General features: G+C 61.5%; 9 protein-coding genes. 8 read left to right on the top strand and 1 reads right to left on the bottom strand.

Features of this window, described 5'->3' with window-relative positions; all coding sequences use genetic code 11:
- Positions 1 to 5 precede the first annotated feature (5 nt).
- The 6 genes from AC07OV_RS18355 to AC07OV_RS18330 all read left to right on the top strand — a co-directional run bounded on the left by AC07OV_RS18355 (position 6) and on the right by AC07OV_RS18330 (position 9694).
- On the top strand, positions 6 to 1463 hold the full coding sequence (locus tag AC07OV_RS18355) for an outer membrane protein transport protein (RefSeq protein ID WP_495092723.1): 1458 nt from the start codon (positions 6 to 8) through the stop codon (positions 1461 to 1463).
- A gap of 279 nt (positions 1464 to 1742) precedes the next feature.
- Positions 1743 to 4268, top strand: a complete 2526-nt coding sequence (locus AC07OV_RS18350; protein WP_494998060.1) for an acyl-CoA dehydrogenase — start codon at positions 1743 to 1745, stop codon at positions 4266 to 4268.
- Between the two features lie 158 nt (positions 4269 to 4426).
- Positions 4427 to 5770, top strand: coding sequence for a 3-oxoacyl-ACP reductase (locus AC07OV_RS18345; RefSeq protein WP_495092722.1), 1344 nt, complete (start codon positions 4427 to 4429; stop codon positions 5768 to 5770).
- A 3-nt stretch (positions 5771 to 5773) separates the two neighbouring features.
- A complete protein-coding gene (locus AC07OV_RS18340; RefSeq protein ID WP_494998058.1) occupies positions 5774 to 6664 on the top strand; it encodes a MaoC/PaaZ C-terminal domain-containing protein in 891 nt (296 codons plus the stop codon).
- Positions 6661 to 7959 (top strand): acetyl-CoA C-acetyltransferase, encoded by a 1299-nt coding sequence (locus tag AC07OV_RS18335; RefSeq protein ID WP_495092721.1) that lies wholly within the window; start codon positions 6661 to 6663, stop codon positions 7957 to 7959. The genes AC07OV_RS18340 and AC07OV_RS18335 overlap by 4 nt, the downstream gene beginning before the upstream one ends.
- A gap of 31 nt (positions 7960 to 7990) precedes the next feature.
- Positions 7991 to 9694 (top strand): AMP-binding protein, encoded by a 1704-nt coding sequence (locus AC07OV_RS18330; protein WP_495092720.1) that lies wholly within the window; start codon positions 7991 to 7993, stop codon positions 9692 to 9694.
- A 112-nt stretch (positions 9695 to 9806) separates the two neighbouring features.
- On the opposite strand, the gene AC07OV_RS18325 is transcribed toward AC07OV_RS18330, so the two are convergent.
- A complete protein-coding gene (locus AC07OV_RS18325) occupies positions 9807 to 10922 on the bottom strand; it encodes a Gfo/Idh/MocA family protein (RefSeq protein ID WP_494998055.1) in 1116 nt (371 codons plus the stop codon).
- A 306-nt stretch (positions 10923 to 11228) separates the two neighbouring features.
- On the opposite strand from AC07OV_RS18325, the gene AC07OV_RS18320 reads away from it, so the two are divergent.
- Together AC07OV_RS18320 and AC07OV_RS18315 are read left to right on the top strand one after the other, a co-directional pair.
- Positions 11229 to 12269 carry a WD40/YVTN/BNR-like repeat-containing protein gene (locus AC07OV_RS18320; RefSeq protein ID WP_495092741.1) on the top strand — a complete coding sequence of 347 codons (1041 nt, stop codon included), beginning with the start codon at positions 11229 to 11231 and terminating at the stop codon, positions 12267 to 12269.
- Positions 12270 to 12284: 15 nt separating this feature from the next.
- Positions 12285 to 14660 (top strand): efflux RND transporter permease subunit, encoded by a 2376-nt coding sequence (locus AC07OV_RS18315; protein WP_176995779.1) that lies wholly within the window; start codon positions 12285 to 12287, stop codon positions 14658 to 14660.
- The last annotated feature ends 63 nt before the right edge of the window (positions 14661 to 14723 follow it).

The raw sequence follows: 14723 nt of genomic DNA, 5'->3' as shown, positions 1-14723 counted from the left end.
GCCGCATGAATAATAAAAAACAACAGGTACAGGTTCTGCTGGGCTTGGCATTAATGGGGGGGGTGATGATTGCCGCGCCGGTCCAGGCCGGTGGTTTTTCCACGCCGACCTATGGCGCCCCGGGCTGGGGGCGCGCCTTTGGTGGTGGTTCGCTGTTCAAGAATGATCCCAGTTCGGCGTACAACAACCCGGCAGCGATGGCATTCGTAGAGCACAATGTGGCGCAATTTACGGTCGACTATGCCCGTATCAAAATCAAGTACAAAGGCGAGGCGAACGATTATCTCGGGCAGCCGATTACCAATACACCGGTAGCGCCCGATGGGAGTTTCGATCCGGGTAACCGCAGTGCCAACAACAACGACGGCGGCCAAGGTGGCTTCACGGCGTGGTTGCCGACGGGGTTCATGGTGATGCCACTGGGCGACAGGTTTGCTTTCGGCTTGTCGCAGGTAGTACCGCAGGGCATGCGCTCAACCTGGAATGAAGATTCCAAGCTGCGGGATTTTGCCGTCGATACCAAAATTGAAACAGTGGGGCTGACAGGGTCGCTTTCGTTCAAGGTCCGCGACGACTTCTCCATTGGTGGCGGGATCATCGTTCAGCACAGTAAGGGCTTTGTCAGCCAGAACATCGATTTGCTGTCTGCCGCGTCCAACTCGCAATCGCCGCTGCTGGGGAGCATCGATTTCCCATCGGGGGTGGGTGGCGCGCTGATGCGGGTCAAGGTCGACAATATCTCCACGGGCTGGTTTACCGGTGTCGTCTGGAAACCGACCGCGCAAGACAGTCTTGGCCTCAACTACCACGCCAAGATCAAAAACAAAATGACCGGCAAGTACAACATCCGTGCCGATCAGTTCTCCTACAACCTGATGACTCAGCCCAGCCCATTCGGTGGCAGCGGGACCCTTGTAGAAGAAGCCTACCCTGGACTGAAACTGTTCCCGGACGGAGCACATGCCAGCACCCAATTGGATATCCCGGCCACTGCGGCCTTTGACTGGGTCCACCAATTCAATGACCGTTTCACACTCGGTGTCAGTGCTGTGTGGACTCAATGGTCATCCTTCAAAGACCTGACGCTCAAGTCCGGTGATATTCAGATCGTCTCCATTCCCTACAACTATCGCGATTCCTGGATGTATTCGGTGGGCGGCGACTTCAAGGCCACCGACGAGTTGACGTTGCGAGCCGGTGTCGCTTCCGACCAGACGCCAACCCGTAACTCCACCCGGGATCCACGGATTCCGGACGGTGATCGCTACTTCCTGTCGCTGGGTGCAGGTTATGAGGTCAAGGCCATTCCTGGCTTGTCGCTCGATCTCGCGTACTCCCACCAATTTGTGCAGGAGGTCAACCTGAAAACCAAGAACGTGGATCGGCTCGGTGCCGCCAGCCTGAACGGCAAAGCTGAGTCGTCGGGGGATGTGGTGGCTGTTTCGGCGACCTACGCGTTCTGAACCAATAACGCACTATCGAGGATGAAGCGCTAAGCGCATCTTGGCGCTTTTATCCGCGTTTACCTGCGCCGACGGGGCGCTCCGCGCCCCGTCATTCTCCTTTTCAACGTAATGAGCAAGGCTGACCAGTTCGGCCCAATTTTTTGTCTGCGCATTAAATAAAAATTTCAAAACAAAATTTGAATTTAGCTTTCCAAGTTTGTAGTGTGGCTTTACGTCGCAGCGCATTTCGACCTGCCTGCGCATTGGCCGTACCCTGAATCGAGTAGAGGTATCCCCATGGTTATCTGGTTATTGGTGGGTTTCGCAGCCGCGATTGCCCTGGCGTATCGACAAGCTGCCGCCACCCTGTGGCTGGGTGCTGGCCTGATCTGGCTGGCGGTGGGCTATCTGTTCAATGTGATCGCCACCCTCGGCATCACCGTTACTGCGGTGCTGGTCATCGCACCGGCCTTGTTGATGGCCATCAAGCCCTTGCGCCGTGCGTTGTTGACGAGCAGGGCCCTGGGCCTGTTTCGCACCATCATGCCGGCGATGTCCGACACTGAACGCGCGGCCATCGAATCCGGCACCGTGTGGTGGGACGCCGAGCTGTTCAGCGGCAAGCCCGACTGGCAGCGTTTGCTCCAGGCCGCACCGGCCAGCCTCAGCGCCGAAGAGCAAGCCTTCCTCGACAATGAAGTGGAAACCCTGTGCGACATCGCCAACGACTGGGAAACCACCCAAGTCTGGCAGGACATGTCGCCCGAAGGCTGGCAATACACCAAGGACGCCGGCTTCCTCGGCATGATCATTCCCAAGCAATACGGCGGCAAAGGCTTCTCCCACTACGCGCACTCGCAAGTGGTGATGAAGCTGTCGACGCGCTGCTCGGCGGCGGCGATTTCGGTGATGGTGCCCAACTCCCTGGGCCCGGCCGAGTTGCTGTTGCACTACGGCACCGATGCCCAGCGTAACTATTACTTGCCGCGCCTGGCCCGGGGTGAAGACATCCCATGCTTTGCGTTGACCAGCCCATATGCCGGCTCCGATGCGGGTGCGATCCCGGACCTGGGCATCGTCTGCAAAGGTACCCACGAAGGCGAAGAAGTGCTGGGCTTCAAGGTGACCTGGGACAAGCGCTACATCACCCTCGGCCCGATTGCCACGGTGCTTGGCTTGGCGTTCCGTGCCGAAGATCCGGACGGTTTGCTTGGCGCACCCGGTTCGCTTGGCATCACCTGCGCGCTGATTCCAACGTCCCATCCGGGCGTCAACAGCGGCCGTCGTCATTGGCCACTCAACGCGGTGTTCCAGAACGGCCCGACCACCGGCAAGGATGTGTTCATTCCGTTGGAATGGGTGATCGGCGGCCGCGAACAGGTGGGGAATGGCTGGCGCATGCTGATGGAATGTCTGGCGGCCGGCCGTGCGATTTCCCTGCCATCGGCCAACGTCGGCCTGGGCAAGGTGGCGGTACGCGGGACCACGGCCTACGCAGCGATGCGTAAGCAGTTCGGCCTGCCCATCGGCAAGTTCGAAGGGGTACAGGCGCCGCTGGCGCGCATGGCCGGGCATTTGTACGCCTGCGATGCGGTGCGCAAGGTGTCGGTGGCGTCTCTGGATGCCGGTGAAAAACCGTCGGTGATCTCGGCGATTGCCAAGTACCACGTCACCGAACGCGCACGCATCATCGTCAATGACGGCATGGACATCGTTGCCGGCAAAGGCATTTGCATGGGGCCCAACAACTTCCTGGCCCGTGCCTATCAGCAAAGCCCCATCGCGATCACGGTGGAGGGCGCAAACATCATGACCCGCTGCCTGATCATCTTTGGCCAGGGCCTGATTCGCTGCCATCCCTATGTGTTCCGCGAAATGGAAGCGGCGCGTAACCCGGATCGGCGCAAGGCGCTGGAAGCCTTCGACAGCGCGATGTTCGGCCACGTGAGCTTTGTGCTGGCCAATACCGTCCGCGCTGCGGTGCATTCGCTGACCGGTGGGCGGCTGATTTCGGCGCCGGCCAAGACCGACCCGGCGCTGGCGTCCTACTACCGTCAGGCCAATCGGCTGTCGGTGGTACTGGCGTTGATCTCGGACGTGTCCATGGGCGTGCTGGGTGGTGCCCTCAAGCGCAAGGAAAGTATCACCGGGCGGCTGGGGGATATTCTGTCGCAGCTGTACATAGTGTCCTGCGTGCTCAAGCGCTTTGAAGATGACGGCCGGCCCCAGGCCGACCTGCCGCTGGTGCACTGGTCGGCCCAGGATGCGCTGTTGCGTGCCCATGAAGCCTTGGCCGAAGTGCTCGACAACTACCCTTCGAAAGCCGCAGCAGCGGTGGTGCGCGGCTTGAGCTTCCCACTGGGCATTCCACTGCGCAAACCGTCGGACCGCTTGCTGGCCCAGGTGGCGGACGTGGTCCAGACCCCGGGCGAGACCCGCGACCGCCTGCTGGCCAATTCCTACATCCCGCGTCCGGAAATCGACAAGCTGGCTTACGGCGAACTGGGTTTCCGCCTGTTGCCGCAGGTAGAGCTGATCGACGCGCGCCTCAAGCCTGCCGTGAAGCAGGGCTTGATCGAGCCGATGCCGATTTCCACCACCGCGTTTACCGCCTGGCGCGTCAAGGCGCGGGCGCTGGACTTGATCAGCGACGACGAAGACGCCTTGCTGGGGCGCTACGTGGAGTACGCCGACCATGGCATCCAGGTCGACGACTTCCCGCAGGATTTCGGTTTGCTGGAAGCGTTGCAGCAGCGCAAGCAAGCCTTGGAGCCGGCGGTGAAACGTCGCAACAGCCAGAGCGAAAATGCCTCGGTCAATTGAGTGGTACTGAATGAACACGGTCACTGTGGGAGCTGGCTTGCCTGCGATGCAGACAACTCGGTGTGTCAGTCACACCCAGGTGATGCTTTCGCAGGCAAGCCAGCTCCCACAGGGGACCGGGTTTACATGGTCAGCATGCGTTGTGAGTGAATGTCTTTATGAGTGACAGCTACCTTTCCTTCGTCAATTCCCCCTGGGGCCGACGCCTGGCCAAGGCCGTCGGCCTGCCGCAACCGCTGCCGCTGCAGCGCCATCGCAGTGGCCAGCAAGGGCTGGTCAACCCGGTGATCATCTCCGGGGCAGGGCGCCTGATGGATCAGGTGCAACAGGTGTTCAAGGCCACCGATACCGTGGCCGCTACCCCGGCGACTTTGAAGGCGCCGTCCACGGTCAAGGTGCAGGGCGCGGTGTTCGATGCCAGTGGCGTCACCGATTTGCAGCAACTCGACGAGCTCTACGTGTTCTTCCACGCCAACGCCATGCGCATTGGCCACCATGGCCGTGTGGTGGTGCTCGGCACGACGCCGGAGCAGTGCAAGGATTTGCCCCAAGCCATCGCACAGCGCGCCCTGGAAGGCTTGGTGCGGTCGTTGGCCAAGGAACTGCGCCGGGCGATCACCGTGCAATTGATCTACGTGGCGCCGGGCGCCGAAGCCGCGCTGGACAGCAGCCTGCGCTTCTTCCTGTCGCGCCGCTCGGCCTACGTGTCCGGGCAAGTGGTGCGCCTGGAAAAAGCCGTGGACGGCAACAGCGCGATCAACTGGGATAAACCCTTTGTCGGTCGCCGTGCCTTGGTCACCGGCGCGTCCCGTGGCATCGGTTTGGCCATCGCCCAGGTGCTGGCGCGTGATGGCGCCCATGTCGTGTGCGTGGACGTGCCCCAAGCCCAGGAGGCCTTGCAGCAGGCGGCCAGCAGTGTCGGCGGTTCGGCGTTGCCGCTGGACATCACCGCCGCCGACGCGGCTTCGCTGCTGCAAGCCCATGTAAGCCAATACGGCGCGTTTGACGTGGTGGTGCACAACGCGGGCATCACCCGTGACAAGACCATCGCCAAAATGACCGAAGCGGCCTGGCGCAGCGTGCTGGCGGTGAACCTGGAAGCGCCGCTGCAGTTGAGCAACGCCTTGCTGGACAGCCAGGGGCTGAACCCGGGTGGGCGCATCGTGTGCGTGTCGTCGATTTCCGGTATCGCCGGCAACCTGGGGCAAAGCAACTACGCCACCTCCAAGGCCGGCGTGATTGGCCTGGTGCAAGGCCTGGCGCCAAAGGCGGCCGCGCAGCAGGTGACGGTCAACGCGGTGGCGCCCGGGTTCATCGAGACCCAGATGACCGCGAAGATCCCGCTGATGATCCGCGAAGCGGGGCGGCGCATGAACTCGCTGTCCCAGGGCGGCCAGCCAATCGACGTGGCCGAGACCATCGCCTGGTTGGCGCACCCGGCGTCCGGCGGGGTCAATGGTCAAGTCGTACGCGTGTGTGGCCAAAGCCTGCTGGGAGCCTGAGCCATGGACTACGTGACCCAGATCATCGACCCACCGCCGTCGCGTACACGCTTGCTGCTTGATGGCGTACGTGCGCTGCGCAAGCCCAAACTCGACGGCGCACCGGTGTTGCCCAGGGAACGCCTGGTGCGTTCGGCGGTGGAGCTGTCGGCCAGCGGGATAGCGGCCTATGGCCGCGCCTGCGGGTTTCGCCGCGAGCAGGGCGTGCCGCTGTCCTATCCCCATGTGCTGGCGTTCCCGCTGCACCTGATGTTGCTCACTCGCCCGAGCTTCCCGTACCCGGCCAGCGGCATGGTGCACCTGGCCAATCGTATCCGGCAGCATCAGCGTCTGCACGAAGGCCAGGCGCTGCGCCTGGAGGTGTATTGCGAGCGTTGGGTTGCCCATCCGAAGGGCCAGGCATTAAGCATCGCCACCCGTGCCTACGGCGCCGACGCCCTGGTGTGGGAAAGCGACAGCCTGTACCTGCGCCGAGACGTCAAGGCGCCGGTTGGCGAGCCGTGGGACGACGTGTTGCCGTTGCAGGAGGAGGGTTTGTTGCGCACCCAGCGCTGGGTGTTGCCCGCCGACCTGGGCCGGCGCTTTGCCAAGGTGTCGGGGGATTTCAACCCGATCCATACGTCGGTGATCGGCGCGAAGATCTTCGGTTTTCGCCGCGCCATTGCCCATGGCATGTGGACCCTGGGCCGCGCACTCGCCGCCCAGCAACCCCCCGGAGGGCTGGAGCAGGCCGAGGCCCATTGCGATTTCAAGCTGCCGATCTTCCTGCCTGGCCAGGTGGCGCTCTGGAGCCGACCCGTGACGGGCCCGCGCCGTGAGTTCGAAGTGCGCAATTTTGCCGGCGACAAACCCCATATGCGCGGCCTCTTTATCTGGAATGAGACCTGTCGATGAGTGACTACAGCTTCAACCCGGCCCCGGTGCGTCGCGTCGCGATTATCGGCGGCAACCGTATTCCCTTTGCCCGCTCCAACACGGTGTATGCGAACGACAGCAACCAGGATTTGCTGGTGGCGGCCCTGCAGGGCTTGGTCGACCGCTACAACCTGCACGGCCAACGCCTGGGGGAGTTTGCCGCCGGTGCGGTGATCAAGCACTCGCGGGATTTCAACCTGGCGCGTGAATCGCTGCTGTCGACCACCTTATCCCCCGACACGCCCGCCTACGATGTGCAGCAAGCTTGCGGCACGGGCCTGGAAGCCGCGTTGCTGGTGGCCAATAAAATCGCCCTGGGCCAGATCGACGTGGGTATCGCCGGCGGTTCCGACACCACCTCCGATGCACCCATCGGCATCAATGAATCCCTGCGCCATACGCTGCTGTCGGCCAACCGTGCCAAGGGCATGGGCGACAAGTTGAAGGCACTGCTGAAGGTGCGTCCGGGGATGTTTTTCAAACCGTTGCTGCCGCGCAACGGTGAGCCACGTACCGGCCTGTCCATGGGCGAGCACTGCGAAGAAATGGCCAAGCGCTGGCAGATCAAGCGGCTGGCCCAGGACGAACTGACCCTCACCAGCCACCAACGTCTATCGGCTGCCTATGCTCGGGGTTTCTTCGATGATTTGATCAGCCCCCATCGCGGCCTGGCCCGTGACAACAACCTGCGTGCCGACGCCAGCCTGGAAAAACTCGCGGGCTTGTCCCCGGCCTATGACCGGCAGAACGGCACGCTCACCGCGGGCAACTCCACGCCGCTGACCGATGGTGCGTCGGTGGTGCTGCTGGCCAGTGAAGAATGGGCGGCCGAGAACGGCTGGCCGGTGCTGGCCTACCTGCGCACGGGCGAAACGGCGGCGGTGAATTTCGTTGACGGCACCGAAGGCCTGTTGATGGCCCCGGCCTATGCGGTGCCGCGCATGCTCAAGCGCGAAGGCCTGAGCTTTGCGGATTTTGATTTCTTCGAGATCCATGAAGCGTTTGCCGCGCAGGTGCTGTGCACGCTCAAGGCCTGGGAAGACGCCGATTATTGCCGGGAGCGTCTAGGCTTGGACGCACCTCTGGGCGCTATCGAGCGCAGCAAGATGAACGTCAACGGGGGCTCGCTCGGTTGCGGCCATCCTTTTGCAGCCACCGGTGGCCGGCAATTGGCCGCCTTGGCCAAGACCATTCACGAGAACGGCGGCGGACGCGGCCTGATTTCGATTTGCGCGGCCGGCGGGTTGGGCATTACCGCCATCGTCGAAAAGTAGCTCTATCAAAAACAACAACAAGGAGACTGCCATGAACGCTGTAAGCCTGGAACAAACCGAGCGGATCTGGTTGAACGCTTACTTGCCGGGCGTTCCGGCCGACATTGATGCCGGTATCGAGGACTACCCGTCGTTGCGCGAGGTGTTTCTGGAGCACTTGGAGAAGTTTCGCGAGCGGGTGGCCTACGTCAGCATCGGCACCGAAATGACCTACGCCGACTGGAAAGTGCAGGGCGTTGCCTTTGCCGCCTGGCTGCAAGGGCAGGGGGTGAAGAGGGGCGACCGCGTGGCACTGATGATGCCCAACTGCTTGCAGTACCCGATCTGCTTGTTGGGCACGATCATGGCGGGTGCGGTGGTGGTCAACGTCAACCCGTTGTACACCGCCCATGAGCTCAAGCATTTGCTCAAGGACAGCGGCGCCGAAACGGTGGTGATTTTCGAGAACTTCGCGCACACCCTGGAAAAAGTCGTGGCCGGCAGCAGCGTCAAGCGCGTGGTGGTGGCGGCCATAGGCGACTTGCTGGGCACCTTCAAGGGCGCGGCGATGAACTTCATCCTGCGCCGGGTGCAAAAGCAGGTGCCGGCGTTCAACCTGCGTGGTTCGGTGCGCTTCAATCAGGTGCTGAAAGAAGGGCGGGCGCTCAACCATTTTCCAGTGGCCATGGCCCTGGATGACCTGGCCTTTTTGCAATACACCGGTGGCACCACCGGCGATGCCAAGGGGGTGATGCTCAGCCACCGCAACATCATCGCCAACCTGCTGCAAGCCAAGGCCTGGGTCGGTGACCAACTGGACCAGGATCAGCAGGAAACCAACGTCACCTTGCTGCCGCTGTACCACATCTTTTCCCTGACGGTGAACTGTCTGATGTTCATGTGCCTGGGCGGGCGCAACATCCTCATCGCCAACCCGCGGGATGTGAAGCGCGTGCAGATGATCCTGCGCAAGGAACGTTTCAACGGCATCGCCGGGGTCAACACGCTGTTTAACGGTTTGCTGGAGAACAAAGAGTTTTGTGCGCGGGACTTTTCGGCGCTGCGCATGGTGATCGCGGGCGGCATGGCCACCCACACGGCGGTGGCCAAGCGCTGGAAGGAAGTCACTGGGTTGCCGATCATCGAAGGCTACGGCCTCACCGAGTGCTCGCCGGTGGTGAGCATCAGCCCGATCAACATTGCGCGCATGCGCGAGATGGAATTCACCGGCAGTATCGGTGTGCCCTTGCCGTCGACCTGGGTGCGCTTTGTGCGCGAAGACGGCGAACTGGCCGAGATTGGCGAGCAGGGCGAGTTGCAAGTGCGTGGCCCGCAGGTGATGCAAGGCTACTGGAAACGCCCGGAAGCCACTGCCGAGGTGCTGGATGCCGAGGGCTGGTTGTCCACGGGTGATATCGGGGTGATGGACGAGCGCGGGTTCATCCGCCTGGTCGACCGCAAGAAGGACATGATCCTGGTCTCCGGTTTCAACGTGTACCCCAATGAAATCGAAGACGTGGTCGCGATGCACCCGGGGGTGGGTGAAGTGGCGGCGATTGGCGTGGAAGATGCGGTGACCGGCGAGAAGGTCAAGATCATCGTGGTGCGCAAGGACCCGAACCTGACCCAGGAACAAATCCTCGCCCACTGCCGGGAATACCTGACGGGGTACAAGATGCCCAAATACGTTGAGTTCCGCACCACCGAACTGCCCAAGACCACCGTGGGCAAAGTCCTGCGCCGCGCGTTGCGCTGATTTTAAAATGTAGGTGATCCAAATGTGGGAGCTGGCTTGCCTGCGATAGCGGTGTAACAGTTATACCGCCATCGCAGGCAAGCCAGCTCCCACAGAGGTTTTGTGGTGAGTTTTAGAGTGAGTTCACGTTGACCCAGCGCTCTTCTTTGGCGGCGACACGAATCGCCGTCGCCAGCCGCTCCACTGCCCACGCCGCTTCAAAATCAGTGCCATCCGCGCCTTGCCCCGCCAACGCCATGATCAACTCCTGCACCTCCAGCGTCTTCAACTCGTTGTACCCCAACTGATGCCCCGCAGCCGGGCTGAACGCCGCGTAGCCGGGCAGGGCCGGGCCGGCGAGCAGGCGCTGGAAACCGTCTTGGCCGACGCGGCACAGGCGCAGTTCATTCAAGCGTTCCTGGTCGAACGCCAAGGTACCCAGGGTGCCGCTGATCTCGAAACTCAGGTGGTTCTTGTAGCCGTGCTTGAGCCAACTGCTGCTCACCGTGCCACGTGCGCCATTGGCAAAGCGCAGCAGCGCGTGCACGTGATCGTCCACGGCGATGGCTTTGTGTTCGCTGCTGCCTTTGGTAGCCGGGCGGCGGGCATGCACGGTCTGGGTATCGGCACACACGCTCACCACATCCCCGACCAAATAACGGGCCATCGACAGCAAGTGGCTGCCCAGATCCGCGAGGGCGCCACCGGCATGCTCCACTTCACAGCGCCACGACCAAGGTGACGCGGGGTCGGCCATGAAGTCTTCGCTGAACTCGCCCTGGAAGCTGATGATCTCACCCAGTTCGCCTCGGGCAATCATCTGCCTGGCCAGCAGGATCATCGGGTTGTGCTGATAGTTGTAACCCACCCGCGTCACCACCCCGGCCGCACTGGCGGCGCGGCGCATGGCATCGGCCTGTTCCAGGCTGACGGCCAGGGGTTTTTCGCAATACACCGCCTTGCCCGCCGCAATCGCGGCCATGGCCATGGGGTAGTGCAAGTGGTTGGGCGTGGTGATGGCGACGACGTCAACGTTGGGGTCGTTGACCAGGGCTTGCCAGTCGCCATGGGCCTGCGCAAACCCCCAGGCCGTGGCGCAGCGCTGGGCACGCTCGGTGTCGGCATCGGCCAGGGCGGCCAGCTTGAGGGTTACCGGCAGTTCGAACACCGCCCGGGCGTTGTTGAACGCCAACGCATGGGCGCGGCCCATGAAGCCTGTACCGATCAGGCCGATTCCGAGTTCACGCATAGCCGAGGTCCTTTGAATTATTGTTTTCAAGAATGCTATTAATGGAATAAAAATTCCCGAAATTCAATAGATAGAATAAAAATTCATTTGTGTGCACTGATCAGCCTGACGAATGCCGCTATATTCAGCTGCGGGTGAATTGCCACCAGTTAACAAAAGATAACGTAGCGCCGATTGTCAGACGATTCCAAAGCCCGATAGGATGGCCGCAGCTTCCTCCAGGCGCTCTAGGTTGCAGGTTTCACGGCCCAGGAAGGCAGGCAATAACAATAATAAATGGGAGAAAGGTCTATGAGTGAGCCTGTCATGGGTTGGGTTGTTTGCCGCCCGCGCGCCGCACGCAGGGTTGCGTTGCTGGCCACAGCGCTCTCGCTGTTTGGAGCCGTCGCGTTGCCGACCGCCGTCCAGGCCGCCAGCGATACCCCCGCCGCAGCTGTGTTTGCGATTGAATCCCCCAAGGCCGCCAAAGGCCTGATGATCGACGTGGTCCACGCAGGCAAGCGCCTGGTGGCGGTCGGTGATCGCGGGCATATCCTCTATTCCGATGACCAGGGCGCTACCTGGACCCAAGCCAAAGTGCCCACCCGCCAACTGCTCACCGCCGTGTTTTTTGTCGATGACAAACAAGGCTGGGCGGTGGGCCATGATGCGCAAATCCTTGCCAGCACCGACGGCGGCGCCACCTGGACCCAGCAATACCAAGACCTCAAGCGCGAAGCCCCCTTACTCGATATCTGGTTCAACGACGCCAGCCACGGCCTGGCGGTCGGTGCCTACGGCGCGTTGATCGAAACCACCGACGGCGGCAAAACCTGGGAAGACGTCAGCGACCGCCTCAACAACGAAGACCAGTTCCACCTCAACGCCATCGCTCACATCAAGGACGCCGGCCTGTTCATCGTGGGCGAGCAGGGCAGCATGTTCCGCTCCCGCGACGACGGCCAGACCTGGGAAAAACTCGAAGGCCCCTACGAGGGCTCGTTGTTTGGCGTGATCGGCACGGCGCAAGCGCAAACCCTGTTGGCGTATGGCTTGCGCGGCAACTTGTACCGTTCCACGGATTTCGGCAGCACCTGGGAGCAGGTTGAACTGAACGCGGCGCGGGGAGCGCTGGAGTTTGGTCTGTCGGGCGCCACGTTGTTGGATGACGGCGCCATCGTCGTCGTCGGTAACGGCGGCAGTGTGGTGGTCAGCCATGACGACGGGGTGACGTTCAGCGTGTTCAACCGCCCGGACCGCATTTCGCTGTCGTCCGTCACGGCGGCAGGCAATGGCAACTTGATTCTGGCCGGGCAGGGTGGCGTTCGCGTGGTCACGCCGACCGGCGCCGAACCGACAAAACAATAAGAAGGCGGGGAAAGAATGAGCAGTCATCACAACGATAAAGCGACCTTTCTTGAGCGCCTGATCTTCAACAACCGCCCGGCAGTGATCGTGATCTGCCTGCTGGTGAGTATTTTTCTGTTCTGGCAGGCGACGTTGATTCGCCCGTCCACCAGCTTTGAAAAGATGATCCCCCTCAAGCACCCCTTCATCGAGAAGATGATGGAGCACCGTAATGACCTGGCGAACCTGGGCAACACCGTGCGCATCTCGGTGGAGGCCAAGGACGGCGACATCTTCACCAAGGAATACATGGAGACCCTGCGTCAGATCAACGACGAGGTGTTCTACATCAACGGCGTCGACCGCTCGGGCCTCAAGTCGCTGTGGAGCCCCAGCGTGCGCTGGACCGAAGTGACCGAAGAAGGCTTTGCCGGCGGCGAAGTGATCCCGCAAAGCTACAACGGCTCGCCGGAAAGCCTCGATCAACTGCGCAACAACGTGCTCAAGTCCGGGCAGGTCGGGCGCCTGGTGTCCAACGACTTCAAGTCGAGCATCGTCGATATCCCGCTGCTGGAGTCCTACCCGGACCCGCAGGACCAGGGCAAGTTGCTCGCTTTGGACTACCGCAAGTTCTCCCACGAACTGGAAGACAAGATCCGCGACAAGTTCGAAGCGCAGAACCCCAACGTCAAGATCCACATCGTCGGTTTCGCCAAGAAGGTCGGCGACCTGATCGATGGCCTGGTGATGGTGGTGATGTTCTTCGGCGTCGCGTTTGTCATCACCCTGATCCTGCTGCTGTGGTTTACCAACTGCCTGCGCAGCACCGTCGCGGTGTTGAGCACCACGCTGGTGGCGGTGATCTGGCAACTGGGGTTGATGCACTTCTTCGGTTTCGGCCTTGATCCGTATTCGATGCTGGTGCCGTTCCTGATCTTCGCCATTGGTATTTCTCACGGCGTGCAGAAGATCAACGGCATTGCTTTGCAATCCAGTGAAGCCGACAACGCGCTGACAGCGGCGCGACGCACATTCCGCCAGCTGTTCCTGCCCGGGATGATCGCGATTCTCGCCGACGCGGTGGGCTTCATCACGCTGCTGATCATCGATATCGGCGTGATCCGCGAACTGGCCATCGGCGCCTCCATCGGTGTGGCGGTGATTGTGTTCACCAACCTGATCCTGCTGCCGGTAGCGATTTCCTACGTGGGCATCAGCAAGCGCGCCATCGCCAAGAGCAAAAAGGACGCCAACCGCGAACACTCGTTCTGGCGCCTGCTGTCGAACTTTGCCAGCCCCAAAGTCGCGCCAATCTCCATCGCCCTGGCCGTGGTCGCCTTTGGCGGCGGCCTCTGGTACAGCCAGAACCTCAAGATCGGCGACCTCGACCAAGGCGCGCCGGAACTGCGCCCGGACTCGCGCTACAACAAGGACAACAACTTCATCATCAGCAACTACTCCACCAGCTCCGACGTACTGGTGGTGATGGTCAAGACCAAGGCCGAAGGCTGCTCACGCTATGAGGCCATGGCACCCATCGACCAGTTGATGTGGAAGATGCAGAACACCGAGGGCGTGCAGTCGGCCATCTCGCTGGTCACTGTGTCCAAGCAGATGATCAAGGGCATGAACGAGGGCAACCTGAAATGGGAAACCCTGTCGCGTAACCCGGATGTATTGAACAACTCCATCGCCCGGGCTGACGGCCTGTACAACAACAATTGTTCGCTGGCGCCGGTGCTGGTGTTCCTCAACGACCACAAGGCCGAAACCCTCGACCGCGCGGTGCATGCGGTGCAGGACTTCGCCAAGGAAAACAACAAGGACGGCCTGGAATTCATCCTGGCCGCCGGTAACGCCGGGATCGAAGCCGCCACCAACGAGGTGATCAAGGAATCGGAACTGACCATCCTGATCCTGGTGTACCTGTGTGTAGCCACCATGTGCATGATCACTTTCCGTTCCTGGGCCGCCACCCTGTGCATCGTGCTGCCACTGGTGCTGACCTCGGTGCTGGGCAACGCGCTGATGGCGTTCATGGGCATCGGCGTCAAGGTCGCAACCTTGCCGGTGGTGGCGTTGGGCGTGGGGATTGGCGTGGACTACGGCATCTACATCTACAGCCGCCTGGAAAGCTTCCTGCGTGCCGGTCTGCCGCTGCAAGAGGCGTACTACCAGACGCTCAAGTCCACCGGTAAAGCCGTGCTGTTCACCGGCCTGTGCCTGGCGATCGGCGTATGCACCTGGATCTTCTCGGCCATCAAGTTCCAGGCCGACATGGGCCTGATGCTGACCTTCATGTTGCTGTGGAACATGTTCGGTGCGCTGTGGCTGCTGCCGGCGCTGGCGCGGTTCCTGATCAAGCCGGAGAAGTTGGCGGGGCAGAAGGGCAATTCACTCTTCGCGCACTGATCGATTTAGACCATTGCCGCAAGGCACGGCGGGGGAATTGACCTATCATGTGTCTTTTCCCCC

It is taken from the genome of Pseudomonas sp. GW821-FHT09A09 (assembly GCF_059418405.1).
The sequence above is the reverse complement of the archived record's forward strand: the minus strand, read 5'-3'. Positions and strand labels throughout refer to the sequence as shown.

Bases quoted from the DNA above. Each gene is read 5' to 3' on its own strand.
- AC07OV_RS18325 (WP_494998055.1), bottom strand. From the start codon at position 10,922: ATGCGTGAACTCGGAATCGGCCTGATCGGTACAGGCTTCATGGGCCGC.
- AC07OV_RS18355 (WP_495092723.1), top strand. From the start codon at position 6: ATGAATAATAAAAAACAACAGGTACAGGTTCTGCTGGGCTTGGCATTA.
- AC07OV_RS18330 (WP_495092720.1), top strand. From the start codon at position 7,991: ATGAACGCTGTAAGCCTGGAACAAACCGAGCGGATCTGGTTGAACGCT.
- AC07OV_RS18350 (WP_494998060.1), top strand. From the start codon at position 1,743: ATGGTTATCTGGTTATTGGTGGGTTTCGCAGCCGCGATTGCCCTGGCG.
- AC07OV_RS18335 (WP_495092721.1), top strand. From the start codon at position 6,661: ATGAGTGACTACAGCTTCAACCCGGCCCCGGTGCGTCGCGTCGCGATT.
- AC07OV_RS18315 (WP_176995779.1), top strand. From the start codon at position 12,285: ATGAGCAGTCATCACAACGATAAAGCGACCTTTCTTGAGCGCCTGATC.
- AC07OV_RS18345 (WP_495092722.1), top strand. From the start codon at position 4,427: ATGAGTGACAGCTACCTTTCCTTCGTCAATTCCCCCTGGGGCCGACGC.
- AC07OV_RS18320 (WP_495092741.1), top strand. From the start codon at position 11,229: ATGGGTTGGGTTGTTTGCCGCCCGCGCGCCGCACGCAGGGTTGCGTTG.
- AC07OV_RS18340 (WP_494998058.1), top strand. From the start codon at position 5,774: ATGGACTACGTGACCCAGATCATCGACCCACCGCCGTCGCGTACACGC.